Here is a 26,767-nt window from a genome sequence, read left to right as displayed (position 1 = left end):
TCCGCTCTCGCTCGGGGGCCTGATGCCCCCAACCGGGGGCACCGATGCGCGAGTCAGCCTCGACCGTAGAGAGAAATCCGGTCAATAACAGTCGCGCACGGACCGGGCACGGTCGCACAGCGGTCGCACGGCGGGCACGGGGACGGGCGGCGCGGCGGGGTCAGGCATCGGTCAGCGCCGCACGGACGGCACTGTCGAGGTCGGGGTGGGCGAACGTGAAGCCCGACTCCCGCAGCCGCCGCGGCACGACCTTGTTGCTGACCAGGAGTTCCCCGGCCATCTCGCCCAGGGCCAGGCGGAGCGCCGGGGCGGGTGCGGCGAGCGGCGCCGGACGCCGCAGCGCGCGCCCGAGCGCCTCGGTGAACTCCCGGTTGGTGACCGGGCGGGGCATGGTCAGGTTCACGGGGCCCGAAACATCGGGGGAGTTCATGAGGTGGCGCACGGCGGCGACGTGGTCCCGCAGCGCGATGCAGCTCCAGTACTGACGGCCGTTGCCCAGCCGCGCGCCCAGCCCCAGCCGGAACAGCGGCAGCACCTTGCCGACCGCGCCGCCGCGCCGGGACAGCACGACGCCGGTGCGCAGCAGCACGGTGCGGATGCCGGCCTCGCGGGCGGCGCCGGTGGCCTCCTCCCAGTCCACGCAGAGGCCGGCCAGGAAGCCGCGGCCCGGCGGCGCGTCCTCGTCGGCCTCGCGGTCGCCGGTGTCGCCGTAGAAACCCGTGGCGCTGCCGCTCAGCAGCACCCGGGGCGGCTCGGCGAGGGAGGCCAGCGCCTCGGCGAGCGCGCCGGTGCCGTGCACCCGGCTGTCGCGGAGCTCCTTCTTGTACGCATCGGTCCAGCGGTGCCCGCCGATGTTGGCGCCGGCCAGGTGCACCACGGCCTCGCAGCCGGCCAGCCCCGCGGCGTCGACCCACTGCCGCGCCGGGTCCCACCGCACCTCGGCCGGGGTGCGGGGCGGGCGGCGGACGAGGGTGAGCACCTCGTGGCCGTCGGTGCGCAGGGAACGGACGAGCGCCGACCCGATGAGGCCGGACGCCCCCGTGACGGCGACCCGGGTCATTCCCGGAACCGGTCCCACAGCTTCGGCAGCCGCTCGGCCAGCGCGGCGTCGTCCTCCGGGTCGAGCGGGGCGCCCACGGGTTCGGGCGGCGGGTCGGGCAGGCCCAGGTCCGGGGTCTCCAGGCCGGTCAGCTGCTCGTACGCCTCGTCGGCGGCGAAGCCCAGGTCCTCGCCGTCGCCGTCGGCCTCCTCGTCGAAGTCCTCCAGCAGGTCCGCGAGGCTGTCGGGGTCGTGCACCGCGCCCTCGAAGACGTGCCGCCCCTGGCCGATGAGCCAGCAGCGGAAGGAGTCGAAGACGTCGTCCGTGGCGCCGTCGAGCAGCACCGCCGCCGCGCCCCACAGGTCCCACAGGTAGGCGCGGTTGTAGCGGGCCTCGAAGTGCCGGGCGAAGTCCAGCACGCTGTCCGGGTCGAGCCGCGTCAGCGACTCGACCAGCACGTCGGCCTGTTCCGCGGGGTCCCCCTCGGCGGCATCCCGCGCGCTGTCGATCAGCTCCCAGAACTCCGTCTCGTCCATCACGCCACCAGCATCGGGCCTCCGGCAGGGCGACGCACCCCGAGGGGCCGGGATGCGGCCGTGTTGTTACCGGGGCGTCCGGGGTCCGCGGATGCGGACGGAAACCGCGCCGATACCCGACAGAAGATGTCGGGTATCGGCGCGAGGGTCTTCCCGACCGGCAAGTGCAGGGAAAGAGAGGAACCACATGACCGCTCCGCGAACCGAGGAACGTCCGCTCACCGGCAAGGTGGCACTGGTGGCCGGGGCCACCCGCGGCGCGAGCCGGGCCGTGGCCGTGGAGCTGGGCCGCGCCGGCGCCGTCGTGTACGTCACCGGGCGCAGCACGCGCGCGCGGCGCAGCGAGGTCGGCCGGCCGGAGACCATAGAGGAGACCGCGGAACGGGTGGAGGCGGCGGGCGGCACGGCGGTCGCCGTGGCCGTCGACCACCTGGAGCCGCCGCGGGTCGAGGCGCTCGTCGCGCGCATCGAGGCCGAGCAGGGGCGGCTGGACGTGCTCGTCAACGGGTTGTGGGGCGGCGACCACCTCATGTCCGTGGCCGACTTCGGCAGGAAGAAGATGTGGGAGCAGGACCTGGAGGCCGGGCTGCGCATGCTCCGCCTCGGCATGGACTCCCACCTGATCACCAGCCGGTACGCGCTGCCGCTGCTCACCCGGCGGCCGGGCGGCCTGGTGGTCGAGGTGACCGACGGCACGGCCGCGTACAACGCGAGGTACCGCGGCCACCTCTACTTCGACCTGGCGAAGTACGCGCCGCTGCGCATGGCGGCGGGGCTGGGCGAGGAGCTGAAGGACCTCGGCTGCACGGCCGTCTCGTTCACGCCCGGCTACCTGCGGTCGGAGGCGATGCTCGACACGTACAAGAAGGTGACCGAGGAGACCTGGCGGGACGCGCTGGCGGACGATCCGCACTTCTGCATCTCCGAGAGCCCCACGTACAGCGGCCGGGCCGTGGCGGCGCTGGCCGCCGACCCGGACGTGGCGCGCTGGAACGGGCAGTCGCTGTCCAGCGGACAGCTGGCGCGTGCGTACGGCTTCACCGACACGGACGGGACGCGGCCGGACGCCTGGGGCTACATCGCGGCCCTGGAGGCGGGGGAGGAGCCACGGGAGGAGGACTACCGCTGAGCCCGGGCTGCGGGCGCGACAAGCCGCTACAGCGGTACGGTCACGCGTAAAGGGCCGCCATTCCCGCCGCCGCCCGCGCGAAGCGCGCCCGCAGCTCCGGCGGGCCGAGCACCTCGGACTCCGGCCCCAGCGCGAGCAACTGCTCGTGGGCGACGTCCAGGTTCTCCACCGGCAGCGTGATCGTGAGCCGGCCCTCCGCGTCCGGCGGCCCGGCCGAGGCGAGGGCCTCCCGGGCCGCGGCCGGATCGGTGACGTGCGGCAGCCGGCGCGTGCCCGCGGGTGTCAGGCGCAGCTCGACCCGGTCGCGCAGGATCGACCGGGCGAACCGCTCCGCGTGCTCGTCCCAGAACGCGGCCAGGTCGAAGTCCCCGGCCCGCTCGAAGCGCTCCTCGCCGACGGTGACGGCGGTGAAGCGGTCGGCGCGGTAGACGCGGTGCTGCGCGCCGCCGTCGGCGCGGGCGGCGACGTACCAGACGCCCGCCTTCAGGACCAGGCCGTACGGGTCGAGCTCGCGCTCCACCTCGCAGCAGGGCCGTGCGGCGGGGCCGCTCTGCCGGGGCAGGTGCTCGCACCGGCGGGCGTAGCGGGCGGTGACCCGGCGGTCGTCCCAGACGGCCTCGGCCAGGGCGGGCAGCAGCGGGGGCGGCTCGGTCTCCCGCCACCAGGCGGGCGCGTCCAGGTGGAAGCGCTGGGCGGCGCTGACGGGGGCGTCGCGGAGCTCGGGCAGGAGCGCGGCGGAGACCTTGAGGCGGGCGGCGGAGGCGACGTCGGCCAGGCCCATCTCGCGCAGGGCGGAGGGCACGCCGGAGAGGAAGAGCGCCTCGGCCTCGGTGCGGCCCAGGCCGGTCAGCCGGGTGCGGTAGCCGCCGACCAGGCGGTAGCCGCCGAAGCGGCCGCGGTCGGCGTAGACGGGGACGCCCGCCTCGGACAGCGCCTGCACGTCGCGGGCGACGGTGCGCTCGGAGACCTCCAGGCGCCGCGCCAGCTCGCCCGCGGTCATGGACGGCCGCGACTGGAGCAGGAGCAGCAGAGTGATCAGCCGGGCGGCACGCATGCCTCCCATCATGCCCGGAGCAGCATGCCGGGAACGGCGGAGTGCCGGGCGAGACGACAGGAACCCGTGCGTCAGCCAGGGCAGGTGGACGCGCGGGGCCCTGTCGTCACCCTGAGCCGTGCCGCGTCACAGGACAGGGCGGCGCGGTGCGGCTCCGGCGGAGACGATACGCCTACGATCGATGATCGATCAATCGGGAAACTGGTAGATCTTGTGCAGAAGTCGGTCAGGAACCGTTCAGATGCCGGTCAGCCCCGTGGGAACACGGCTCAGACCCGTGGCGCGCAGCCCATCACGTGGTCGTGCAGCAGCACGCCGATGCGCGGGTCCCGGTCCCGGAAGGCCGCGACGATGCGCGCGTGGTCCTCGGCGTGGGCCCGCGGCTCGGGGCTCAGCCAGCGGATCGAGAGCGTCGTCCACACCTCGATGCCCAGCGACTCCCAGGTGTGCAGCAGCACCGCGTTGCCGGAGGCCCGGACGATCTCGCGGTGGAACGCCACCGTGTGCCGGGCCTGGGCCTCGGTGTCGCCGGCCCGGTCGGCCTCCCGCAGCGCCGCCACCTCGCGCTCCAGCGGCTCCAGCGCCGAGGGGTCCGCGGCCAGCGCTTCCGCGGCGAGCTCCGCGGCCACCCGCTCCAGGCCGGCCCGCACCGGATAGCTCTCCTTGACGTCGGCGGCGGTCAGCTCGCGCACCCGCGCGCCCTTGTTCGGCGCGGACTCGATGAGCCGCAGCGACTCCAGCTCGCGCAGCGCCTCGCGCACCGGCGTCTGGCTCACCAGCAGCTCGGCCGCGATCCGGCGCTCGACGATCCGCTCGCCGGGCTGCCAGCGCCCGCCGACGATGCCCTCCAGGATGTGCTCGCGGATCTGCTCGCGCAGCGAGTGGACGACGGGCGGGGCCATGGGTGCTCCTTGAGCCGGGCGAGCGAGAACCACCGCCATTATCCCGGCGGGGTACGACAGGCCGAAGGGCGCGGCCCCGGCCCGTACGGATACGGGACCGGGGCCGCGCCCTTCGCCTGCAGGTGCAGGAGCTGCGGACTTACAGACCGATCTCGGTCTCGAACTCCGCGGCCTCCAGGATCTGCTTGACCGTGCTCAGGTAGCGGGCGGCGTCGGCGCCGTCCACCAGGCGGTGGTCGTAGGACAGGGTCACGTAGACCATGTCGCGGACACCGATGTTCGTGCCCTCGGCGGTCTCGATGACCACCGGGCGCTTGACCGTGGCACCGATGCCCAGGATCGCGACCTGGTTCGGCGGCACGATGACCGTGTCGAACAGCGCACCGCGCGAGCCGGTGTTGCTGATCGTGAAGGTCGCGCCGGAGAGCTCGTCCGGGGTGATCTTGTTGCCGCGGACCTTGCCGGCCAGCTCCGCCGTCTTCTTGGCGATGCCGGCGATGTTGAGGTCACCCGCGCCCTTGATGACCGGGGTCATCAGGCCCTTCTCCGAGTCGACGGCGATGCCGACGTTCTCGGAGTCGAAGTAGGTGATGGTGCCCTCGGCCTCGTTGATCCGGGCGTTGACGACCGGGTGGGCCTTCAGCGCCTGGACGGCGGCCTTGACGAAGAACGGCATCGGGGACAGCTTGACGCCCTCACGGGCGGCGAAGGCGTCCTTGGCCTTGTTGCGCATCCGCATGATCTTGGTGATGTCCACCTCGATCACGGACGACAGCTGCGCCTGCTCGTGCAGCGCCTTCATCATGTTGTCCGCGATGGCCTTGCGGATCCGCGGCATCTTGACGGTCTGGCCACGGAGCGGCGAGACCTCCAGGGCCGGGGCCTTCGGCGCGGCGGCAGCGGCAGCCGGGGCGGCGGCCGGGGCCGGCGCGGCCTTGGCGGCCTCGGCGGCGGCGATGACGTCCTGCTTGCGGATGCGGCCGCCCACACCGGTGCCCTGGACGGAGCCCAGGTCGACGCCGGACTCGGCGGCGAGCTTGCGCACCAGCGGGGTGACGTAGGCGCCCTCGGTCGCGGCGGCGGCCGCGGCGGGGGCCTTCGGGGCAGCGGCGGCCGGAGCCGGAGCCGGAGCAGCAGCCGGGGCCGGGGCCGGCGCGGGGGCCGGAGCAGCCGGGGCGGCGGCCGGAGCCGGAGCCGGGGCGGCCGGGGCGGCCGGAGCAGCGGCCGGGGCCGGAGCCGGAGCAGCAGCCGGGGCCGGGGCGGCCGGAGCCGGAGCGGCGGCCGGAGCGGCGCCGGCGGCACCGATGAGGGCGAGCTTGGCGCCGACCTCGGCGGTCTCGTCCTCGCCGACCAGGATCTGCAGCAGGGTGCCGGCGGCGGGCGACGGGATCTCGGTGTCGACCTTGTCGGTGGAGACCTCGAGCAGCGGCTCGTCGACCTCGACCGTCTCGCCGACCTCCTTCAGCCAGCGCGTGACGGTGCCCTCGGTGACGGACTCGCCCAGGGCCGGCAGCACGACGGCGGTGCCCTCGGCCTCACCGGCCGGAGCGGCCGGGGCCGCGGGGGCCTCGGCGGCGGGGGCCGGGGCGGCGGGCGCCTCGGCGGCAGCCGGGGCCGGGGCCTCGGCGGGGGCCTCGGCGGCGGCCGGGGCCGGAGCCTCGGCCGGGGCGCCGGAGCCGTCGTCGATGACGGCGAGCTCGGCGCCGACCTCGACGGTCTCGTCCTCGGCCACGTTGATCTTGGCGAGGATGCCGGACGCCGGCGACGGGATTTCGGTGTCGACCTTGTCGGTGGAGACCTCGAGCAGCGGCTCGTCGGCCTCCACTCGCTCACCCTCGGCCTTGAGCCAGCGGGTGACGGTGCCCTCGGACACGCTCTCGCCGAGCGCCGGCAGGGTTACGGAAACCGCCATGGTGCGGTTGCTCCTTACGAGTAGTGCGGATGGTGGTGCGCTCGGGACTCAGTCGTGCGAGTGCAGGGGCTTGCCGGCCAGGGCCAGGTGGGCCTCGCCGAGGGCCTCGTTCTGCGTCGGGTGCGCGTGGATCAGCTGCGCGACCTCGGCCGGGAGGGCCTCCCAGTTGTAGATCAGCTGGGCCTCGCCGACCTGCTCGCCCATGCGGTCGCCGACCATGTGGACGCCGACCACGGCACCGTCCTTGACCTGGACGAGCTTGATCTCGCCGGCCGTCTTCAGGATCTTGCTCTTGCCGTTGCCGGCCAGGTTGTACTTCAGGGCGACGACCTTGTCGGCGCCGTACAGCTCCTTGGCCTTGGCCTCGGTGAGGCCCACGGAGGCGACCTCGGGGTGGCAGTACGTGACGCGCGGCACGCCGTCGTAGTCGAGCGGCACGGGCTTGAGCCCGGCCAGGCGCTCCGCCACCAGGATGCCCTCCGCGAAGCCGACGTGCGCGAGCTGGAGCGTGGGCACCAGGTCACCGACGGCCGAGATGGTGGGCACGTTGGTCTGCATGTACTCGTCGACCAGGACGTAGCCACGGTCCATGGCGACGCCGGCCTCCTCGTAGCCCAGGCCCTGGGAGACCGGGCCGCGGCCGACGGCGACGAGCAGCAGCTCGGCCTCGAAGGTCTTGCCGTTCTCCAGCGAGACCTTGACGCCGTCGGCCGTGTACTCCACGCCGGAGAAGCGGGAACCGAGGGAGAAGTTGATGCCGCGCTTGCGGAAGGCGCGCTCCAGCAGCTTGGAGCTGTTCTCGTCCTCGACCGGCACCAGGTGCGGCAGGGCCTCGACGATGGTGACGTCCACGCCGAAGGACTTCCAGGCGGAGGCGAACTCGACGCCGATCACGCCGCCGCCCAGGACGATCGCCGACTTCGGCACGCGGTCCAGGACCAGGGCGTGGTCGGAGGAGATGACGCGGTCGCCGTCGATGGTCAGGCCCGGCAGCGACTTCGGCACGGAGCCGGTGGCCAGGAGGACGTGGCGGCCGGTGATGCGCTGGCCGTTCACGTCGACGGAGGTCGGGGAGGACAGACGGCCCTCACCGGTGATGTACGTGACCTTGCGGGAGGCGACGAGACCCTGCAGGCCCTTGTACAGGCCGGAGATCACGTCGTCCTTGTACTTGTGGACGCCCGCGATGTCGATGCCCTCGAAGGAGGCCTTGACACCGAACTGCTCGCTCTCGCGAGCCGAGTCGGCCACCTCGCCGGCGTGCAGCAGCGCCTTGGTGGGGATGCAGCCGCGGTGCAGGCAGGTGCCGCCCAGCTTGTCCTTCTCGATCAGGGCGACGTCCAGACCCAGCTGGGCACCCCGCAGGGCAGCGGCGTAGCCACCGCTACCGCCTCCGAGGATCACTAGGTCGAAAACGGTGCTGGCGTCGTTCGCCACGTCACGTCCTCCATGCATGGGTACGCCGGAGCCGGTCACCGGTGACCGGGCGGCGGCTGTCGTTCGGCCGCTGTTGTGTCGGCCCTGTGCTTAACGGGGGCCCTGTCCTGCCGAGACAACATCTTCGCACTTGTTGACGGACGGCGGGACGCCGGGCCGGGGTCCGGGACGACGGATGCGTCACCCCCGGGGGGTTACTCGCGCGTACGCATACGTGTCTTCATGCGGTGTTCGTGTGACGTTCGGGTGGTTTCGTCCGTAGCGAACAACGCCGGACGGCGCCGCATGCCCGCGGCCCCGGGCACGCGCACCCGGGGCCGCGGGGACCGGCTCAGCCCAGCTCGCCGGCGGCGGTGCGCTCGGCCAGCCGCACCAGGGTGCGGACGCCGGAGCCCGTGCCGCCCTTGGGGGTGTAGCCGAAGGGGGCGCTCTCGTGGAAGGCCGGGCCGGCGATGTCCAGGTGGGCCCAGGTGATGCCCTCGCCGACGAACTCCTTCAGGAAGAGGCCGGCCGCCAGGCCGCCGCCCGCGCGCTCGCCGATGTTCGCCATGTCGGCGACCTGCGAGTCCATGGCCTTGCGCAGCTCGGCGGGCATCGGCATCGGCCACGCCTGCTCGCCGGCCTCCTCGGCCGTCTCGTACACCGCCGTGCGGAAGGCGTCGTCGTTGGCCATCACACCGAAGGTGCGGTTGCCCAGCGCGAGGACCATGGCGCCGGTGAGGGTGGCCACGTCCACGATCGCGTCCGGGTTCTCCTCCGAGGCGCGGACCAGGGCGTCGGCCATGACCAGGCGGCCCTCGGCGTCGGTGTTGAGGACCTCGACGGTCTTGCCGCCGTACATCCGCAGCACGTCGCCCGGACGGGTGGCGCTGCCGGAGGGCATGTTCTCCGCGAGGGCCAGCCAGCCCGTGACGTTGACCTCCAGGCCCAGCTTGGCGACGGCCGCGACCGCGGCGAGCACGGCGGCGGCGCCGCTCATGTCGCACTTCATGGTCTCGTTGTGGCCGGCCGGCTTGAGGGAGATGCCGCCCGAGTCGTAGGTGATGCCCTTGCCGACCAGGGCCAGGGTCTTGGCCGCCTTGGCGTGCGTGTAGGCGATGCGGACCAGGCGCGGCGGGTTGGCGGAGCCCTGGCCCACGCCGATCAGGCCGCCGTAGCCGCCCTTGGCGAGCGCCTTCTCGTCCATGACCTCGATCTTGAGGCCGAGCTCCTTGGCCAGGGCCTGGGCCTGGGTGGCGAAGGCCTTGGGGTCGAGGTCGTTGGACGGGGTGTTGATCAGGTCGCGGGCGCGGTTGACCTCGGCGGCGACCGTGGCGGCGCGCTCGGCGGCGGCCTTGAACGCCTTGTCGCGCGGCTTGGCGCCCAGGATCGCGGCCTCGCCCAGCGGGGCCTTGCCGCCGGCCTCGGCGCCCTTGCGGCCGTTGCCGCCGCGGTAGGCGTTGAAGGCGTAGGCGCCGAGCATGGCGCCCTCACCGATCGCGGCCGCCGACTCGGCGTCGTACACCGGCAGCGCGAAGCCGGCCTTCTTCGAGCCGGCCAGGGCGCGGGCGGCGGTGCCCGCGGCGCGGCGCAGCGCCTCCTCGGTGAAGCCGTCGTCCTCCTGCGGCAGCTCGCCGAGGCCGACCGCCAGCACGACCGGGGCCTTCAGGCCGGAGGGCGCGGGCAGCTTGATGGTCTCGCCCTCGCCGCCGGTGGCGCCGAGGGTCTCCAGGACGGCGGCCAGCTTGCCGTCGAAGGCCGCGTCCACGGCGTCGGCGCCCGGCGCGACGACGGGCCCCTTGGGGCCCTTCGCCACACCGACGACGATGGCGTCCGCGCGCAGCGTCGCCGCGCTGGAAGTGCTGAGAGTCAGAGCAGTCACGGTGGTGGGTGTCCCTACTTCCGTCGAGTTCCTCGGCCGATGGTGTGGGCCGGCCGCACCCTTTGCGCATCGTATGTGCCGCGCCTACGCCTCCCGGTACGCGGGCGTGGCCGGGCGGACCGCCCGGGGACCGGGACCGCCCGCCGCCGCCGGGCCCGTGCCGTCCGGCACGCGAGAGCGTATCCCGGCGGGCCCTGCAAGCCCAGTGGTTATGACGCGGCGTCAGCTCACGGTCCAGGCAAGGAGGGCGCAGGTCGCCGCCGTCTCGGCGAGGGCGCCGAACACGTCGCCGGTGACCCCGCCGAGCCGGCGCCGGCAGCGGCGCAGCAGCAGCTCGGCCGCGGCCAGGCCCAGCAGCACGGCGGCGGCGCCGCGCAGGGCGCCGCCGGGCCCGAGGGCCGCGCCCGCGCCGGCGGCGGCCGGCACGGTGAGCGCGGCGACGGCCAGCGCGGCCGGTACGGGCAGGGCGCCGGCGACCACGGCGCCCAGGCCGTCGGGGCGGGCGGCGGGCACGCCGGCGCGGCAGGCCAGGGTCAGGGCGCAGCGGGCGGCGAGCGCGGCGGTCAGGGCGGCCAGGGCGCCGGTGCCGGGGCCGTGGGCGAAGGCGCGGGCGAGGGCGGCGGTCTGGGCGAGGAGGACGAGCAGCAGGGTGACCACGCCGAAGGGGCCGATGTCCGACTGCTTCATGATCCGCAGCGCATCGCCCGCCGGTTTGCCGCTGCCCAGGCCGTCGGCGACGTCGGCCAGCCCGTCCAGGTGCAGCGCGCGGGTGAGGACGGCGGGGACGGCGACGGCGGCGACCGCGGCCAGCAGGGGCCCGGTGCCCAGCAGCAGCGCCGCGGCGCCCGCGGCGCCGGCGCAGCCGCCGACGGCCAGCCCGGCCAGCGGGGCGGCGGCCATGCCGGCGCGGGCCGTGGGCCGGTCCCAGCGAGTAAGCGGCACCGGCAGGACGGTGAGCGTGCCGAAGGCGAAGCGCAGCGCGTCGCCGGCGGTGGGCCGGGCGGAGGTCGTGTCGGTCATCGCGGGCAGGCTACCGGCCGCTTCCAGCGGTTACTTTGGCCGAGGGGGCGCCGACCCCGGCGGGCACGCCGGGGGACGCGTACGGGCACTGCACGGGACACGGGGCACGGACATGGGGCACTGGCTGTCACGGAACATCGTCGAGCCGGGGAAGCTGCCCCTGCTGCTGGCGCTGGGCGCGTTCGTGCTGACGTTCCTGGTCACCCGGGTCATCACCCGGCTGATCCGGGCGGGCCGCGGCCCGTTCCGCAACATCCGCCCCGGCGGGCTGCACGTGCACCACGTGGTGCCGGGGGTGGTGCTGATGGTGGTGGGCGGCTTCGGGGCGGTCGCGGAGGGCCGGCACGGCTTCGGGGCGGCGCTGAGCGCGGTGCTGTTCGGCATGGGCGCGGGGCTGGTGCTGGACGAGTTCGCGCTCGTGCTGCACCTGGACGACGTGTACTGGACCGAGCAGGGCCGCAAGAGCGTGGAGATCGTGGTGCTCACCGCGGCGCTGGTGGCGCTGGTGCTGTGCGGCTTCGCGCCGTTCGGGGTGAACGAGCTGACGCCGGACGAGCTGCAGAACCGGGGCCTGGTGGTGGTCAACACGCTGGCGAACTTCCTGCTGGCCCTGGTGGCCCTGGCCAAGGGCAAGCCGCGGCTGGCCCTGATCGGCGCGGTGGTGCCGCTGGTGGCGCTGGTCGGGGCGGTACGGCTGGCCCGGCCCGGTTCGCCGTGGGCGCGGCGCTTCTACCGGTACCGGCCGCGGGCGCGCCGCCGCGCACGGGTGCGGGCGTACCGGCACGACGCCCGCTGGGCGGCCGTCCGGGACCGCGTTCACGATCTGCTGGCCGGCGCCCCCGACCGGTGAGCGTTCTCCCGGTGGGCGTCGCGGCGCGGCTTGCGGCGGTGCAGCGCCTCCTGGGAGCCGCACAGCGCGAGGACGGTCACCACGGCGGCGATGTGCTCCTTGCCGGCCAGGTTGGGCTTGGCGAACACCTCGGCCACCATGGCGAGCACCACCGCGCCGAAGGTCCACCAGGCCCGGAAGCGCCACGCCACGTACAGGGCCAGGCCCACCACGGCGGCCGACGGGCCGGTGTCGACGACCCGCGCCGCGTGCGGCGGCAGCCCCAGCGGCGAGCCGGGGCCGATGGCGACGGCCAGCCGGGCGTACATGGTCCCGGCCAGCGTGGCCAGGTAGGCGACGGCCAGCGTGCGGCGCGGACCCAGCGCCGCCTCGGCGATGCCGAAGACGACCAGCACCTGGGCGAGCGCGCCCCACACCGGCAGGTCGAGGGCGGGCACGAACAGCGACAGGGGGGTGCGCAGCAGCGCCAGCCACCAGGGCAGCTGCGCCTGGACGGAGCCGACGAGCTGGACGGGCCGGAAGCCCCAGGGCTGGTTCTGGACGAGCTGGAAGGTGGCGGTGAGGGCGACGGCGAAGAGCGTCAGCGGGAACGCGCCGAGCCGGCGGCGGACGACGGTCCCCCACACGGCCGCGTACAGCGGACCCCACTCGGTGCGCGCGGCGCGGAGCAGCGCCGCGCGCGTCATCGCCGGGACTCCAGGTGCTTGCGGTTGAGCCACTTGGGCAGGCCGGGGGCCTCCAGGAAGCCCTCGGCACGAGCACAGGCGAGGCCGATGCGCAGCAGGTCACTGCTCTTCTCGAACAGCATGAACCGAGGTTCCCAGATGGGGCGGTATTTCGCATTTGCTCGGTACAGCGACTCGATCTGCCACCAGCGCGAGAAGAAGCTCAGCAGCGAGCGCCACAGCCGCAGCACCGGGCCCGCGCCCAGCCGCGAGCCGCGCTCGAAGACCGAGCGGAACATCGCGAAGTTCAGCGACACCTGCTGCACGTCCAACTGCGGGGCCCGCTGGAGCAGTTCGATGACCATGAACTCGACCAGGCCGTTGTCCGAGGCGCGGTCCCGGCGCATCAGGTCCAGCGACAGGCCGCGCCGGCCCCAGGGCACGAAGCTCAGCAGAGCGCGCCGCTTCCCCTCCGCGTCGTGGCACTCCATCATCAGGCAGCGCCCGTCGGCAGGGTCGCCCAGCCGGCCCAGCGCCATCGAGAAGCCGCGCTCGGTCGCGCCGTCCCGCCAGTCGTCGGCGCAGCGCAGCAGCTCGGCCATCTCCTCGTCCGGGATGTCCTCGTGCCGCCGGACGGTGACGGTGTAGCCCACGCGGCGGATCCGGTTGTACGCCTGCCGGACCGTGCGCATGGCCCGGCCCTCCAGGGTGAACTCGCCGGTGTCCACGATGGCCTCGTCGCCCAGCTCCAGGGCGCCCATGCCGTGCCGCGCGTAGACCGTGCCGGCCTCCTCGCCGGCGCCCATCACGGCCGGGATCCAGCCGTGCTCGCGCGCCTCGGCCAGCCACGGCTCGATCGCCCCGGGCCACGCCTCGGGGTCGCCGATGGGGTCGCCGGAGGCCAGCGAGACGCCGCCGATCACGCGGTAGGTGACGGCCGCCTTGCCCGAGGGGGACCACAGGACGCTCTTCTCGCGGCGCAGCGCGAAGTAGCCCAGCGAGTCGCGGTCGCCCCAGCGGTCGAGCAGCCCGCGCAGCCGCTCCTCGTCGCCGGCGGTCAGCGGGTCGGTGGCGCGGCGCGAGCGGAAGGCCGCGTACGCCACGACGATCAGCAGCACCGTGCTCATCACGTTGATGACCACGTTGACCCAGCCGGGCGGGGCGATGCCCGCGTACCGCTGGTCGTCGGCGGCGATCCACGCCAGGCGCATCAGGCCGTAGTGCCAGCGGTCCAGGAACGTCGAGCGCTGCTCGTCGGTGGACTCGTTGGTGAGCGTCACCAGGCCGGCCGCGATGAGCGAGGTGACCAGCAGGCCCAGCGCCGCGACGGCGACGGCGAGCTTCGGGTTGGAGCGGTCGCCCTTGGCGTAGAACTCGCGCCGGCCCACCAGCAGGGCCAGCACGAACAGGGCCGTGACCACCAGGGAGAACCAGTTCAGCGGGTGCCGGCGGAACTCCGGGAAGAACATCACGAAGACCAGGAGCAGCAGGAGCAGCCCCGCCAGCACCAGGTTGGCGATCCACGCCGCCCGCTTGCGCCGGCGCATGGTGATCGCCAGGAACAGCGAGACCACCGCCGGCGCGAAGCCCGCCGAGAGCAGGTACGGCGTGAAGAACTCCTCCACGTTGTGGCGCCTGATGCCCGCGCCGAGGGAGACCCAGACGGCGCCCAGCAGGTTGACGAACGTGACGGCACGCAGGTACCACACGGCGAAACCGGCGGCCCTCCGCCGCCATACGGTTCCGCGCGCGCTCTCATCCGGAGTCAAGCGGACATCTCCCATGAAAAGTGATCATATGGGGCACCGTCTGCGGCGGATCCGGACGCGCGCTCCGTCAGGAACGCTCCGGGAGCTCCGCCGCCAGGGCCGCCGCGGCCTGCACCAATGGCAGGGCCAGCAGCGCCCCTGTCCCCTCGCCCACAGTGACGCCGTGGTCGAGGAGAGGGTTGAGCGCCATCCGGTCCAGCGCCTTCGCCTGCGCCGGGTCCCCGCTCGCCTGCCCCGCCACCCACCAGTCCGGCGCCCGGAACGCCACCCGCTGGGCCACCAGCCCGCACGCGGCCGTCACCACGCCGTCCAGGATCACCGGCGTCCGCCGCACCGCGCTCTGCAGCAGGAACCCCGTCATCGCCGCGAGGTCCGCGCCACCGGTCGCCGCCAGCAGCGCCAGCTGGTCGCCCAGCACCGGCCGGGCCCGGCGCAGCGCGTCCCGGATCGCCGCGCACTTGCGCATCCACGCCAGGTCGTCGATGCCGAACGCGCCACGGCCCGTCACCACCGACGCGTCCGTGCCGCACAGCGCGCCGATCAGCGCCCCCGCCGCCGTCGTGCCGCCCACGCTCAGATCGCCCAGGACCACCAGGTCGGTGCCCGAGTCGGCCTCCTCGTCGGCGATCGCCATCCCCGCCCGGAACGCCTGCTCCGCCTCCTCGGCGGTCAGCGCGTCCTCCCGGTCGATCCGGCCCGAACCACGCCGCACCCGGAACCGGGTGACCTCCTCCGGCAACTCGCCCGGGTCGCAGTCCACCGCCATGTCCACCACGCGCAGCTCCACCCCGGCACGCCGCGCCAGCACCGCGCCGCAGCTCGTGCCGTCCAGCGCGGCCCGCACCAGCTCCACGGCCCCGCCCGCCGGCCCCCGGGACACGCCCAGCTCCGCCACGCCGTGGTCGCCGGCGAACACCAGCGCCTTGGGGCGGTCCACCGGCTTCACCGGCACCGTGCCCTGCGCGGCGGCCAGCCACTCGCCCAGCTCGTCCAGCCGGCCCAGCGCCCCCGCGGGCGGGCCCAGCCGCGTCCGCCGCTCCTCGGCGTCCCGCCGTACGCCCGGGTCCGGGCGCTCGATCAGCGTGGCGAAGTCATCAAGATTCAGACCGCTCATCCGCCACACACTACCCGCGGGTGCGGGCCTTATCCCCGGAGCAGCAGCGCCTGCCCCGCCACCACCAGCACCACCTGTTCGCACTCGCCGGCCAGCGCCGCGTTGAGCCGCCCCAGCTCGTCGCGGAAGCGGCGGCCCGACGCCGTCGCCGGCACCACGCCCGACCCCACCTCGTTGCTCACCAGCACCACCGTGCGGCGGGTCGCCCGCACCGCCGCCACCAGCTCGGCGGTCCGCTTCGCCAGCGCGTCGGCGCCACCGCCGGTCCACGTCGCGTCGTCCCAGGCACCCACGTCGTCCATGGCGCCGGTCAGCCACAGCGACAGGCAGTCGATCAGCAGCGGCGGGCCCTCCGCCGCCAGCAGCGGCACCAGGTCGCACGTCTCCGCCGTCCGCCACGACGCCGGCCGCCGGTCGCGGTGCGCGGCGATGCGCCGTGCCCAGTCCGGGTCGCCCTCCCGGCCGCCGCCGGTCGCCACGTACAGCACGTCCGGAAACGCCTCCAGGCGCCGCTCCGCCTCGTACGACTTGCCCGACCGGGCCCCGCCCAGCACCAGGGTGCGGCGCGGCACATCCGGTACGGCGTGGTAGTCGCCCACCACCAGCGTCGTGCCGTCCGGCACGGTGCGCGCCCCGGCCGCCGCCAGCCGCCGGTGCAGCTCGCGGCCCGGCGGCACGTCGTGGTCCAGGTGCACGGCGATGACGTCCGTCGTCGGGCCCGCCGCGCCGGCCTCCCGCAGCCGCGCCAGCGCGTCCGGCCGCCCCGTCACGTCCAGCACCACCATGTCGTACGGGCGGGCCGGCGCCACGAGCCCCGCCGGGGCCGCGCCCGGCGGCAGGTACAGCAGCCGCTCGCCGTCGGGCGAGCTCACCTCGTAGCCCGTGCCGGGCGTGTCCAGGGCCAGGGCGCGGACCCGGTGCCCGCTGATGACGGACAGCTCCCGGCCGTCCGGCACCCTGCCCGGGGCGGGCAGCCCCGCCGGGAACTCCACGGCGGGCCCGTTGGCCGGGTGCGACAGCAGCACCTGCCGCACCCCGGCGATCGACCGCCCCGCGCGGGCGGCGGCGAACGCCGGCCCGGGCGTCAGGTCCAGCAGGATCGCGTCGTCGACGAGCAGCGAGGTCGCCGCCCGCGCCTCGTCGCCGACGGCGGCGGCACAGGCGGCGCAGGGACAGCCGGGGCGCGGCAGCCCCTCGGGGGCCCCGGTGCCGAGCAGAGTCAGTTCCACCCCCTGATCGTCTCGCGCCGCCCGCGCACGGGCGCGCGGGGCTCACCTTTACGCGCACGGGGCGCGTAGGCTGCGCTTCCCAGGACCCGGAGCCGAGGAGGCTTGTCACATGGCGTGGACGTGGCGGTTCGAGAAGTCCGACGGCACGGAGATCCCCCCGTCGGTGGAACCGGAGGAATTCGGCACCCAGGGCGACGCGGAGTCCTGGCTGGGCGAATACTGGCGCCCCCTCCTGGACGGCGGCGTCGACCACGTCTTCCTCTACGAGGACGACACCCGGATCTACGGCCCGATGAGCCTCCACGAGGCGGCGGAGGCCTGACGCGTCTCACGGCGGGGGCCGTGGGGGTCGGGTTGCGCCCCGCGGTGCCGTCGCGCTGCGGCGCGGGCCGGCCGCCGCTACGGGTGGCGGGGCGCGCCCCGCGACGCCGGCGCCCCGCGGTGCGGGCCGGCCGCCGAGGCACCGGCACCCCTGCGGTGCGGGCCACGCTCCGCGGCGGTGCCGGCAACCCTCGTCCCGCCGCGACGGCGATCAGTTGGCGCGGCGGAGTCCGGCGGTGCCGGGCGTTGCGGTGGGTTCGGCACCGCCGGTGAGGTTTGCCGTGGTTGCGCGCCGTTGCGGCGGGATGGGGGTGGCTGGTCGCCGCCCCCATGCCCCCGCCCCGGGGGGCAGGGGTGCGGGCCGCGTGCCCGTCGGGGGTGTGGGGTGGCGGCTCGGCCGTCGATGACCCCGCCGGTCATGTGCCGGCAGCCTTCATCCCGCCGCGACGGCGATCAGTTGGTGCGGCGGAGCCCGGCGGTGCCGAACGCCGCGGGCGTGGGCCCGGGGCTACGAGCCGCCCCGTACCCCGCATACGTGCAGCAACGCTGCCACCGCGCGGTACGGGTCCGTGCGGCCCGCGCGTTCCTCGGCGCGGAGGATGCGGTCGAGCTCCGCCGCAGGCGGCGTCGTGTCGGAGTCCGCCAGGTCCGTGAAGACGCGGACGCCGTACCACGCCGCCACGGGCGCGCCGATGCCCGCAAGCGTGGCGGTCAGGGTCTCGCGGCGGTCGGCGCGCACGCGGAGGCCGAGGCGGTTGGTGTACGCCGGCGAGTCGAACGCCGCCAGCGCCGTGTCCCAGTCACCGGACAGCCCCGGCCGCATGGCCAGCGCGTCCGCGTTGCGCACCAGCAGCGACAGCACCCCGCCGGGTGCCAGGACCCGGGCCAGACCCGCCAGGAGGGGGTCCGGCTCCGGCACGTACATCAGGACGCCGTGGCAGAGCACGACGTCGAAGGAGCCCGGCAGGAAGTGCGCGCCGGTGTCGCGGCCGTCGCCCTCGACGATCCGTACCCGTTCGCGTATGCCCTCCGGCTCCGTGGCGACCGCCTCGCGCAGGGCGGCGACCATCGCGGGGTCGCTCTCCAGCCCGGTCACCTCGTGACCGGCCCGGGCCAGCCGCAGGGCCTGCGTGCCCTGGCCCGGCCCCACGTCGAGGACGCGCAGCCGCCGCCCGACGGGAAAGCGGGCGGCGATCCGTTCGTCGACCTGCCGTGCCACGAGCTCCTGACGGACGGTGTTCCGCAGCCCCCCGAGCCCGCTCAGCCACCCCTGCACGCCCGGCGCGAAGCCGGTCAGGGCCGCTCCCCGCGCGCGACCTTCGGCTTGGGCAGGCGCAGCCGCCGCATCTGCAGCGTGCGCATGATCGCGTAGGCGACGGCGCCCCGCGTGTTCTCGTCCGGGAACTTCTGCTTCAGCGCCCGCTTCAGGCCGAAGCCCGTCACGGCCGAGTTCAGGACGATCGCGAGGATCACGATCATCCAGGCCAGCAGCACGTACGTCTGGAACGCGCCACGGTTGATCATGCTCAGGATGAGGATCAGCACGGCCAGCGGCAGGAAGAACTCCGCCACCGAGTACCGGGAGTCCACGTAGTCACGGGCGAACCGGCGCACGGGGCCCTTGTCGCGGACGGGCAGGTAGCGCTCGTCGCCGTTGGCCAGCGCCTCGCGCTGCCGGGCCAGGTCGGCCCGCCGCGCCTCGCGCGCCTGGCGGGTGGCCGCCTTGCGGTCCGTCGGCGTCTTGGCCAGCGCACGGCGCTGCGCGGTGGCCTCACTGCGCTTGGGGGTCGGTCGGCCCTTGGGGGCCTGCGGGTCACGGGGCTGCTTCGGCTGGTCCGCGGTCACCTGGACCGTCGCGGACTGCTCTTCCTTGGAACGGCTTCGGAACACGGGACCCAAGGGTACGGGGTCCCCGAGGGGCCTTCTACTCCTTGCGCGGGAGGCGGCCGCACCCGTGATCGTCCTGCAGGAGGAGCGCATCACGGCTCGGACGGTGCGGTAATGGAAGGAGGGCCCGTACTGTGGGTTCTGAAAGATGTGCTGGTGCCGAAGCCCGCAAATCAAGTCGGTCAGAAGGGGGCGCGCGAGGCCCATGAGCGGTGTCATGAAGCGGATGGGGATGATCTTCCGCGCCAAGGCCAACAAGGCGTTGGACCGGGCGGAGGATCCCCGCGAGACCCTCGACTACTCGTACCAGAAGCAGCTCGAGCTGCTGCAGAAGGTGCGCCGCGGCGTCGCGGACGTCGCGACGTCCCGCAAGCGCCTGGAGCTCCAGCTGGGGAACCTCCAGAGCCAGTCGGCCAAGCTGGAGGAGCAGGGCCGCAAGGCGCTCGCGCTGGGCCGCGAGGACCTGGCGCGCGAGGCGCTGACCCGGCGTGCGGCTCTCCAGCAGCAGGTGAGCGACCTGGAGACGCAGCACCAGACCCTCCAGGCGGAGGAGGAGAAGCTGACGCTCGCCTCGCAGCGCCTCCAGGCCAAGGTGGACGCCTTCCGGACGAAGAAGGAGACCATCAAGGCCACCTACACCGCCGCCCAGGCCCAGACCCGCATCGGCGAGGCGTTCTCCGGCATCTCCGAGGAGATGGGCGACGTCGGCCTCGCCATCCAGCGGGCCGAGGACAAGACGGCGCAGATGCAGGCCCGTGCCGGCGCGATCGACGAGCTGCTGGCCTCCGGCGCGCTCGACGACCCCACCGGGCACGCCAAGGACGACATCCAGGCCGAGCTCGACCGGCTCTCCGGCGGCACGGACGTGGAACTGGAGCTCCAGCGGATGAAGGCGGAGCTGGCCGGCGGCCCGAGCGCCGGGCAGCAGGCCATCGAGAGCGGGCAGGGCGTCCAGGACCGCCGTCCGCAGGACCAGCAGCACCCGCGCTTCGACAAGAGCTGACCCTTCAGCCCTGACAGAGCCGACAGGAGGCCGACATGATTGTGCGGATCATGGGGGAGGGCCAGTGGAAGGTCGATGACAGCGGGTTCGCCGAGCTCAACGGGCTCGACGACGAGCTGCTCGACGAGATGGAGAGCGGCGACGAGACGGGCTTCCGCCGCACGCTCGGGGCGCTCCTCGACACCGTGCGGCGCCTGGGCGCGCCCCTGCCCGACGACGCGCTCGAACCCTCCGAGCTGATCCTCCCGGCCCCGGACGCCTCCCTGGAGGAGGTCCGCGCCATGCTCGGCGGCGAGGGCCTCATCCCCGGCTGAGCCCGGCACAGGGACGTACGAAGGCCCCGCCTCCCTTCCCGGGGGGCGGGGCCTTCGCGCGTCCGTGCGCCGTGGTTACGGCAGCGCCAGCATCCGCTCCAGCGCCAGCTTCGAGAAGCTCGCCACCTCGGGGTCCACCTCGATGCGGTTGACCACCTTGCCGTCGGCCAGCGACTCCAGCGCCCACACCAGGTGCGGCAGGTCGATACGGTTCATCGTCGAGCAGAAGCAGACCGTCTTGTCGAGGAAGACGATCTCCTTGCCCTCCGCAGCGAAACGGTTCGCCAGGCGGCGCACCAGGTTGAGCTCGGTGCCGATGGCCCACTTGGAGCCGGCCGGGGCGGCCTCCAGCGTCTTGATGATGTACTCCGTCGAGCCGACGTAGTCGGCCGCCGCCACGACCTCGTGCCGGCACTCGGGGTGCACGAGCACGTTGACGCCCGGGATGCGCTCGCGGACGTCGTTGACCGAGTCCAGCGAGAAGCGGCCGTGCACCGAGCAGTGGCCGCGCCACAGGATCATCTTCGCCGCGCGCAGTTCCTCGGCGGTGAGGCCGCCGTTCGGCTTGTGCGGGTTGTAGACCACGCAGTCGTCCAGGGACATGCCCATGTCGCGGACGGCGGTGTTGCGGCCCAGGTGCTGGTCCGGCAGGAAGAGGACCTTCTGGCCCTGCTCGAAGGCCCAGTTCAGCGCCCGCTCGGCGTTCGACGAGGTGCAGATCGTGCCGCCGTGCTTGCCGGTGAAGGCCTTGATGTCGGCGGAGGAGTTCATGTACGAGACGGGGACCGTCACGTCGGCGACGCCCGCCTCCGTCAGCACGTCCCAGCACTCGGCGACCTGCTCGGCGGTGGCCATGTCGGCCATCGAGCAGCCGGCCGCCAGGTCGGGGAGGATCACCTGCTGCTCGTCGGAGGTGAGGATGTCCGCCGACTCGGCCATGAAGTGCACGCCGCAGAAGACGATGTACTGCGCGTCCGGCCGGGCGGCCGCGTCGCGCGCCAGCTTGAACGAGTCGCCGGTCACGTCCGCGAACTGGATGACCTCGTCGCGCTGGTAGTGGTGGCCGAGGACGAAGACCTTGTCCCCGAGCTTCGCCTTGGCCGCCCGGGCGCGCTCCACCAGGTCCGGGTCGGACGGTGCCGGCAGGTCGCCGGGGCACTCCACGCCGCGCTCGCTGCGCGGGTCGGCCTCGCGGCCGAGCAGCAGGAGGGCGAGCGGGGTGGGCTGGACATCCAAGGGCTGGGCGGTGGTCACGACACGCACCCTTTCTGTTCTGCGGGCGACCCCGGTGCGACAGGGCCTTTAATCGTCAATTTGACGCTATCTATCATAGCTGCTTCACGTCACTTTGACGATGGCCATCGCGTCGATGTGACGCATTCCCGGCCCGGCCGCCGGTGTGCGAGCATGAAAGGCGGAAGTGACAGTCCAGGCCCGGAATGAATCCGGGACGACGTCGGTTGCTGGCGAGAGCAAGCAGTCCGCACCCGCACCAAGACCCGGGAGTGAAGCAGATGTCCGTTCAGGACGAGAAGACCACGGTGAGCGACGGCATCATCCTGTCCGACGCCGCTGCTGCGAAGGTCAAGAGCCTGCTGGAGCAGGAGGGTCGCGACGACCTCGCCCTGCGCGTCGCCGTCCAGCCCGGTGGCTGCTCCGGTCTGCGCTACCAGCTCTTCTTCGACGAGCGCTCGCTCGACGGCGACGTCGTGAAGGACTTCGACGGCGTCAAGGTCGTCACCGACCGCATGAGCGCCCCGTACCTGGGCGGTGCGTCCATCGACTTCGTCGACACCATCGAGAAGCAGGGCTTCACGATCGACAACCCCAACGCCACCGGCTCCTGCGCCTGCGGCGACTCCTTCAGCTGACAGCCGGGCCAACCCGCGTGCCGAGGGCGGCACCCGTTCCGACGGGTGCCGCCCTCGCGCATGTCCTACGGGGCTACTTGCCCTGCTGCTCCCGCACCGTCTCCCCACTGGAGACGTCCACGACCTTCCGGTCGCCCAGCGGCCCGTCCAGCGACACCGTCCGGTCGAAACGCTTCAGCATCATCACGCAGGGCCGGCCCGGCTCCTTCTCCGTCCCCGTCACCTTCACCGTGACCGCCGCCGCCGACTGCTCCGGCACGGACGCCGACCACTCACTGCACACGCCGCCCCAGAAGTGCAGCACCAGCTGCTTGTCGTCCGCGCCACGGGACCAGGACTCCACCCGGGCCGGGCCCGACACCGGCGCCGTGCCCGGCGACGCCGTACCGCCCGGCTCCTGCGTCACCCCCGGCCGCCGCGCGATGAACCTCGGGTCGATCGCCGGCTGCGCCACCGTGACCGTGCCGTCCCCGGCCCCCGTACCCGGCAGGGCCACCTCGAACAGCCACGACGGTACGAGCGCCTGCCGCCCGCCCACGGTCTGCGCCGACAGCCCGAAGGCCGCACTCCGCACCGCCGCCGGCTCCGGCGTCCCGGCCTTGCCGGGGCAGGGCCCGTCCGCCCGGTCCGCGCCGTCCCCGAACGGCACCGCCGTCGCACAGCCGGCGAACGACGGCCGGCCCGTGCCCGCGCCACGGTTCAGCTGGTCCAGCGCCTGCCGCGCGGTCACCAGCGGGTACGTCGCGCCCTTCACCGGCAGCCGCAGCATCCCGCTGCCCGACGCCACCTGGCCGTCCGCGGCCACCTGGATCGTGGTCTGCCATCCGTACGTCCGCACGGAATCCACCACCGGGTCCGCCGTGACGGTCCGCAGCGCACCCGTGACCTTGCTCGCGTCCGTCCTCGCCCCCGCCTGGCCCAGCGCCTTCAGCACCGGTGCCGCCGCACTCCGCGCGCGGTCCTCCGACACCGGCCCCGTACCGTCCCCGCTGTTGCCAGTGCCGTCCCCGCTGCCGTTCCCGCTGCCGTCGCGGAACGACGGGCAGCCCGGCGACGGCGGCACCGCCGTGTCCTTCGGCCCCGGCTCCGGAGTGCCGCCCGGCTTGACGCAGTGAGCCGCCCCCGGCACGCCGTAGCGCGTGTACGACCACAGGCCCGGCCCGTCCTCGGCGACCTGGAGCGTGGGGCCCGCGCCGTCGCGGTCGCCGCCCACCGTCCACGTGCCGCCCTTCAGCCCGGGCGTGCCCTGCACGTCGAGCGCCTTGGCCAGCGCGGCCACCTGCTCCTTGGTCACCTCCCGTTCCGGGAGGTACACGGCCGCGGTGCGCGGCCCCTCGGGCAGCGTGCCGCGCAGCACGTACCGCACCCCGTGCGGGTCGGGCTCGCCCACGGCGATGCCCTGCGACGAACCGCCCGGCCCGGAGCCCGGGCCGCCGCCGACGTACTCGTCCAGCTGCAACGGGGGAGGGGTGCCGTCCCCCGCGGGCGAGGACGAGGGCGCGCCGCCCCCGCCGCCGTCCGACGCCGTGGCCGCCCAGTACGCCCCGCCGCCCCCGGCGAGCAGCACGGCCGCCGCCACCGAAGCCACGGCCAGCGGCCTGCGCCTGCGCCGCCGCTCGCCGGAAGTGCTCCCCCCGGCCTCCGCCGGGCGCTCCGACTCGGTGCCCACCGCATCGCTCCTTCGTTCGGTTCAGCAGGTGACGCCGCTTGGACGGAACGGAGGAGCGAACGGTTCCCGTGTGTCGTCAGGGACGAGGCCGCGGGCCCTGCAGGGCGCTCAGTCGCCGTACTCCGACATGCCGTCCAGCAGCCGCGCGGACCGGTCCGGCACCGAGATGCCGTGGATCAGCGACCACGCCGTGCCACACGTGCCGCCCGTACCTCCGGCGCCGACGTCCCTTCCCGTCCCGGCCGGGACCGCCCAGTGCGGCGCCATCCGGGCGCAGTCGCGGCGCAGCCCCGCCAGCGGGTCCGCGGAGGAAGGAGGGGAAGCGAAGGAAGTGACGTCGTTCACAGTCTTCGGCATACGGGCACCGTAGACACGGGAGCGCGCCGGGCGAAAGACCTACGATCAGGTAGATTACCGGTGGATTCGGCCACCGAGTGGCGAGAACAGGACCTGAACCGGACCCTGGGCGCACCCCCGTACCGGGTAGCGTGGTGTGGCTCTTCTTGCCCCCGCCCACCGGCCGCCCGTACCTCGTCCCAGGGAGCACACCCGCCGTGCGTATCGCTGTCACCGGCTCCATCGCCACCGACCACCTGATGACCTTCCCCGGCAGGTTCGCCGATCAGCTCGTGGCCGACCAGCTGCACACGGTCTCGCTCTCCTTCCTCGTCGACGAGCTCGACGTCCGCCGCGGCGGCGTCGGCCCCAACATCTGCTTCGGCATGGGCCTGCTCGGCCTCCACCCCGTGCTGGTGGGCGCCGCGGGCGCCGACTTCGCGGACTACCGGGCCTGGCTGGACCGGCACGGCGTCGACACCGCCTCCGTGCACATCTCCGAGGTGCTGCACACCGCGCGCTTCGTGTGCACCACGGACACCGACCACAACCAGATCGCGTCCTTCTACACCGGCGCGATGAGCGAGGCCCGCCAGATCGAGCTCCAGCCGGTGGCCGACCGGGTCGGCGGCCTGGACCTCGTCCTCATCGGCGCCGACGACCCCGAGGCGATGCTCCGCCACACGGAGGAGTGCCGCACCCGCGGCATCCCCTTCGCCGCCGACCCCTCCCAGCAGCTGGCCCGCCTCGACGGCGACGACATCCGCGTGCTGGTCGAGGGCGCCGCGTACCTGTTCACCAACGAGTACGAGAAGGCGCTCATCGAGTCCAAGACCGGCTGGACCGGGGAGGAGATCCTCGCCAAGGTCGGCACCCGCGTCACCACGCTGGGCTCCCGCGGCGTGCGCATCGAGCGCGCCGGCGAGCCCGTGATCGAGGTCGGCTGCCCGCAGGAGGAGGCCAAGGTCGACCCCACCGGCGTCGGTGACGCCTTCCGCGCCGGCTTCCTCGCCGGCATCACCTGGGAGCTGTCCCTGGAGCGCGCGGCCCAGCTCGGCTGCATGCTCGCCACGCTCGTCATCGAGACGCTCGGCACCCAGGAGTACGAGCTGCGCCGCGGCCACTTCATGGAGCGCTTCACCAAGGCCTACGGCCACGAGGCCGCCGCCGAGGTCCAGGCGCACCTGGCCTGACCCGCGCCGGGGTGCGGCGCGGGCCCTACGCCCGGCGCCGCACCCGGTAGGCCGTGCCGCGCTCGGCCGGTGCCTCGCCCACGTACTCCTGGCCGCGCATGTCGCACCACGCCGGGATGTCCAGGCGGGCCGCCTCGTCGTCCGACAGGACCGTGACCAGGCCGCCGACCGGTACGTTCCCGATCACCTTCGCCAGCTCGATCACCGGGATCGGGCACCGCTTGCCCAGCGAGTCGACGACCAGCTCCCCGGCCTCCGGCTCCTCCGTCCGCTCCTCCACCGGTTCCGCCGCGGGCGCCTCCATATGTGCCCGGACCTCCGCCACCACCCGCGGCAGCACCCCGAGGAAGTCCTCCACGTCCTGCTCCGCCGTACCGCGCGGCAGGGACACCCGGACGTTCCCCTCCGACAGCACCCCCATCGCCTTCAGCACATGACTGGGCGTCAGCGTGCTGGACGTGCACGACGAGCCCGACGACACCGAGAAGCCCTCCCGGTCCAGCGCGTGCAACAGCGCCTCCCCGTCCACGTACAGGCAGGAGAACGTCACCACGTGCGGCAGCCGGTGCGCCGGGTCGCCGGTCACCTCCACGTCCGGGACCAGGGCCGGGACCCGGTCCCGGATGCGGTCCACCAGGGCCCGCAGCCGCGCCGCCTCCGCCGCGGCCTCCGCCCGTACCGCCCGCAGCGACGCGGCCGCCGCCACCACCGCCGGCAGGTCGGGGAAGCCCGGCGCCCGGCCGCCCTCGCGCTCGTCCACCGGGCCCTGCGGCGCGTACCGCGTGCCCTTCCGCACCGCCAGCAGGCCCACGCCCGACGGGCCGCCCCACTTGTGCGCGCTCGCGGCCAGCAACGACCACGGCCCCTCCACCGGGCCCCAGCCCAGCGACTGCGCCGCGTCCACCAGCAGCGGCACCCCCGCCGCCCGGCACGCCTCCGCCACCTCCGCGACCGGCTGCTCCGTGCCCACCTCGTGGTTGGCGGACTGGAGCACGGCCAGCGCCGTGTCCGGCCGGAGGGCCGCGGCGTACGTGCCCGGGTCCACCCGTCCCGTACGGCCCACGGCCACCTCGGTGACCTCGCCGCCCGCCGCCTTCAGTACGTCCGCCGAGTGGAGCACCGCCGAGTGCTCCACCGCCGACACCACCAGGTGGCGGCCCACCCGGCGGCGGCCGGCGAGCGCGCCGGCCATGCCGTCGTGCAGGGCGCGTGTCCCCGAAGGAGTGAACACGAGCTCGTCCGGGCGGCAGCCCACCGCCTCGGCCGCGGCCTCGCGCGCGGCGTCCAGCAGCAGCCGGGCCCGGCGGCCCTCCCGGTGGAGCCGGGCCGGGTCGGCCCAGCCCTCGTCGAGGGCGGCCAGCAGCGCCTGGCGCGCGACGGGGTGCAGGGGAGTGGCGGAAGCGGCGTCGAAGTAGGGCACGTACGAACGCTAACCCTCGCGGGCGGCCGCCGTCGGCAAGGGCCCGCGCTCACCCGGACGGAGGCGCGGAAGCCCGTATTCCCTAGGGATTCCATCCCTTCGGGGAGCGGCCCGGCGCGTTGGGTACCCTCCCCGCGCGACCTCAAATAGCGTCCAGTAGGGTTTGGTCCGCATAAACATCCAAACCCCTGCCCGCAGCGGGCCGGCGACCGACCAGCGAGACGGCCGCAGCCGGC

25 protein-coding genes are annotated in these 26,767 nt (G+C 74.2%); 7 read left to right on the top strand and 18 right to left on the bottom strand.

The annotated features are described in order from the left end of the window. Positions 1-160: 160 nt before the first annotated feature. Positions 161-1,060 carry a TIGR01777 family oxidoreductase gene (locus IE305_RS05765; protein ID WP_190128343.1) on the bottom strand — a complete coding sequence of 300 codons (900 nt, stop codon included), beginning with the start codon at positions 1,058-1,060 and terminating at the stop codon, positions 161-163. Continuing rightward, complete coding sequence (locus IE305_RS05760) at positions 1,057-1,575, bottom strand: DUF4240 domain-containing protein (protein ID WP_190128947.1); 519 nt, start codon at positions 1,573-1,575, stop codon at positions 1,057-1,059. Before IE305_RS05760 ends, IE305_RS05765 begins: the two co-directional genes overlap by 4 nt. A 187-nt stretch (positions 1,576-1,762) precedes the next feature. Between IE305_RS05760 and IE305_RS05755 the strand changes: the two genes are divergently transcribed. Next, positions 1,763-2,704 carry an SDR family oxidoreductase gene (locus IE305_RS05755; protein ID WP_190128342.1) on the top strand — a complete coding sequence of 314 codons (942 nt, stop codon included), beginning with the start codon at positions 1,763-1,765 and terminating at the stop codon, positions 2,702-2,704. Between the two features lie 40 nt (positions 2,705-2,744). On the opposite strand, the gene IE305_RS05750 is transcribed toward IE305_RS05755, so the two are convergent. From IE305_RS05750 to IE305_RS05725, 6 genes are all read right to left on the bottom strand, one after another. Continuing rightward, complete coding sequence (locus IE305_RS05750; RefSeq protein WP_190128341.1) at positions 2,745-3,758, bottom strand: helix-turn-helix transcriptional regulator; 1,014 nt, start codon at positions 3,756-3,758, stop codon at positions 2,745-2,747. Between the two features lie 269 nt (positions 3,759-4,027). Then, positions 4,028-4,660 carry a GntR family transcriptional regulator gene (locus tag IE305_RS05745; RefSeq protein WP_190128340.1) on the bottom strand — a complete coding sequence of 211 codons (633 nt, stop codon included), beginning with the start codon at positions 4,658-4,660 and terminating at the stop codon, positions 4,028-4,030. A gap of 139 nt (positions 4,661-4,799) precedes the next feature. Beyond that, on the bottom strand, positions 4,800-6,572 hold the full coding sequence (gene sucB / locus IE305_RS05740) for a 2-oxoglutarate dehydrogenase, E2 component, dihydrolipoamide succinyltransferase (RefSeq protein ID WP_190128339.1): 1,773 nt from the start codon (positions 6,570-6,572) through the stop codon (positions 4,800-4,802). A gap of 48 nt (positions 6,573-6,620) precedes the next feature. After that, complete coding sequence (lpdA, locus tag IE305_RS05735; RefSeq protein WP_190128338.1) at positions 6,621-8,009, bottom strand: dihydrolipoyl dehydrogenase; 1,389 nt, start codon at positions 8,007-8,009, stop codon at positions 6,621-6,623. Positions 8,010-8,340: 331 nt separating this feature from the next. Then, positions 8,341-9,870 (bottom strand): leucyl aminopeptidase, encoded by a 1,530-nt coding sequence (locus tag IE305_RS05730; protein ID WP_190128337.1) that lies wholly within the window; start codon positions 9,868-9,870, stop codon positions 8,341-8,343. Between the two features lie 222 nt (positions 9,871-10,092). Further along, complete coding sequence (locus IE305_RS05725; protein ID WP_190128336.1) at positions 10,093-10,890, bottom strand: adenosylcobinamide-GDP ribazoletransferase; 798 nt, start codon at positions 10,888-10,890, stop codon at positions 10,093-10,095. A 112-nt stretch (positions 10,891-11,002) separates the two neighbouring features. Between IE305_RS05725 and IE305_RS05720 the strand changes: the two genes are divergently transcribed. Then, positions 11,003-11,740, top strand: coding sequence for a hypothetical protein (locus IE305_RS05720; protein WP_190128335.1), 738 nt, complete (start codon positions 11,003-11,005; stop codon positions 11,738-11,740). On the opposite strand, the gene IE305_RS05715 is transcribed toward IE305_RS05720, so the two are convergent. From IE305_RS05715 to IE305_RS05700, 4 genes are read right to left on the bottom strand one after another with little or no spacing between them, the layout of a single operon-like run. Then, positions 11,707-12,426 (bottom strand): hypothetical protein, encoded by a 720-nt coding sequence (locus IE305_RS05715; RefSeq protein WP_190128334.1) that lies wholly within the window; start codon positions 12,424-12,426, stop codon positions 11,707-11,709. The genes IE305_RS05720 and IE305_RS05715 overlap by 34 nt on opposite strands. Further along, positions 12,423-14,189 (bottom strand): phosphatidylglycerol lysyltransferase domain-containing protein, encoded by a 1,767-nt coding sequence (locus IE305_RS05710; RefSeq protein WP_190128333.1) that lies wholly within the window; start codon positions 14,187-14,189, stop codon positions 12,423-12,425. Before IE305_RS05710 ends, IE305_RS05715 begins: the two co-directional genes overlap by 4 nt. Positions 14,190-14,241: 52 nt before the next feature. Then, positions 14,242-15,288: a nicotinate-nucleotide--dimethylbenzimidazole phosphoribosyltransferase gene (gene cobT / locus IE305_RS05705; protein ID WP_190128332.1), complete on the bottom strand. Its 1,047-nt coding sequence runs from the start codon at positions 15,286-15,288 to the stop codon at positions 14,242-14,244. Between the two features lie 29 nt (positions 15,289-15,317). Continuing rightward, positions 15,318-16,517 (bottom strand): bifunctional adenosylcobinamide kinase/adenosylcobinamide-phosphate guanylyltransferase, encoded by a 1,200-nt coding sequence (locus tag IE305_RS05700; protein ID WP_190128331.1) that lies wholly within the window; start codon positions 16,515-16,517, stop codon positions 15,318-15,320. 109 nt (positions 16,518-16,626) lie between these two features. Between IE305_RS05700 and IE305_RS05695 the strand changes: the two genes are divergently transcribed. After that, positions 16,627-16,839 carry a hypothetical protein gene (locus tag IE305_RS05695; protein WP_190128330.1) on the top strand — a complete coding sequence of 71 codons (213 nt, stop codon included), beginning with the start codon at positions 16,627-16,629 and terminating at the stop codon, positions 16,837-16,839. Between the two features lie 507 nt (positions 16,840-17,346). Here IE305_RS05695 and IE305_RS05690 read toward each other — a convergent pair. Next, positions 17,347-18,102, bottom strand: coding sequence for a class I SAM-dependent methyltransferase (locus IE305_RS05690; RefSeq protein ID WP_190128945.1), 756 nt, complete (start codon positions 18,100-18,102; stop codon positions 17,347-17,349). A gap of 29 nt (positions 18,103-18,131) precedes the next feature. After that, entirely contained in the window at positions 18,132-18,728 is a 597-nt protein-coding gene (locus tag IE305_RS05685; RefSeq protein WP_229890614.1) for a DUF3043 domain-containing protein, read from the bottom strand. A 202-nt stretch (positions 18,729-18,930) separates the two neighbouring features. Between IE305_RS05685 and IE305_RS05680 the strand changes: the two genes are divergently transcribed. Then, positions 18,931-19,728 carry a PspA/IM30 family protein gene (locus IE305_RS05680; protein WP_190128329.1) on the top strand — a complete coding sequence of 266 codons (798 nt, stop codon included), beginning with the start codon at positions 18,931-18,933 and terminating at the stop codon, positions 19,726-19,728. 35 nt (positions 19,729-19,763) lie between these two features. Then, positions 19,764-20,042 carry a PspA-associated protein PspAA gene (gene pspAA, locus IE305_RS05675; protein WP_190128328.1) on the top strand — a complete coding sequence of 93 codons (279 nt, stop codon included), beginning with the start codon at positions 19,764-19,766 and terminating at the stop codon, positions 20,040-20,042. Positions 20,043-20,117: 75 nt separating this feature from the next. On the opposite strand, the gene nadA is transcribed toward pspAA, so the two are convergent. Next, positions 20,118-21,296, bottom strand: coding sequence for a quinolinate synthase NadA (gene nadA / locus IE305_RS05670; RefSeq protein WP_190128327.1), 1,179 nt, complete (start codon positions 21,294-21,296; stop codon positions 20,118-20,120). A 260-nt stretch (positions 21,297-21,556) separates the two neighbouring features. On the opposite strand from nadA, the gene erpA reads away from it, so the two are divergent. After that, positions 21,557-21,913, top strand: coding sequence for an iron-sulfur cluster insertion protein ErpA (erpA, locus tag IE305_RS05665; RefSeq protein ID WP_190128326.1), 357 nt, complete (start codon positions 21,557-21,559; stop codon positions 21,911-21,913). A 73-nt stretch (positions 21,914-21,986) separates the two neighbouring features. On the opposite strand, the gene IE305_RS05660 is transcribed toward erpA, so the two are convergent. Continuing rightward, entirely contained in the window at positions 21,987-23,582 is a 1,596-nt protein-coding gene (locus tag IE305_RS05660) for a hypothetical protein (protein WP_190128325.1), read from the bottom strand. Positions 23,583-23,690: 108 nt separating this feature from the next. Beyond that, positions 23,691-23,939, bottom strand: a complete 249-nt coding sequence (locus IE305_RS05655) for a hypothetical protein (RefSeq protein ID WP_190128324.1) — start codon at positions 23,937-23,939, stop codon at positions 23,691-23,693. Between the two features lie 197 nt (positions 23,940-24,136). Here IE305_RS05655 and IE305_RS05650 point away from each other — a divergent pair, with 197 nt between their 5' ends. Continuing rightward, entirely contained in the window at positions 24,137-25,111 is a 975-nt protein-coding gene (locus IE305_RS05650; RefSeq protein WP_190128323.1) for a carbohydrate kinase family protein, read from the top strand. A gap of 25 nt (positions 25,112-25,136) precedes the next feature. Here IE305_RS05650 and IE305_RS05645 read toward each other — a convergent pair whose 3' ends face one another. Beyond that, entirely contained in the window at positions 25,137-26,531 is a 1,395-nt protein-coding gene (locus tag IE305_RS05645) for a cysteine desulfurase/sulfurtransferase TusA family protein (RefSeq protein WP_190128322.1), read from the bottom strand. Positions 26,532-26,767: the final 236 nt, after the last annotated feature.

The organism is Streptomyces mashuensis, from assembly GCF_014654785.1.
In the GTDB taxonomy this organism is placed as follows: Bacteria; Actinomycetota; Actinomycetes; order Streptomycetales; family Streptomycetaceae; genus Streptomyces; species Streptomyces mashuensis.
This window is presented reverse-complemented; position numbering and strand designations above follow the sequence as displayed.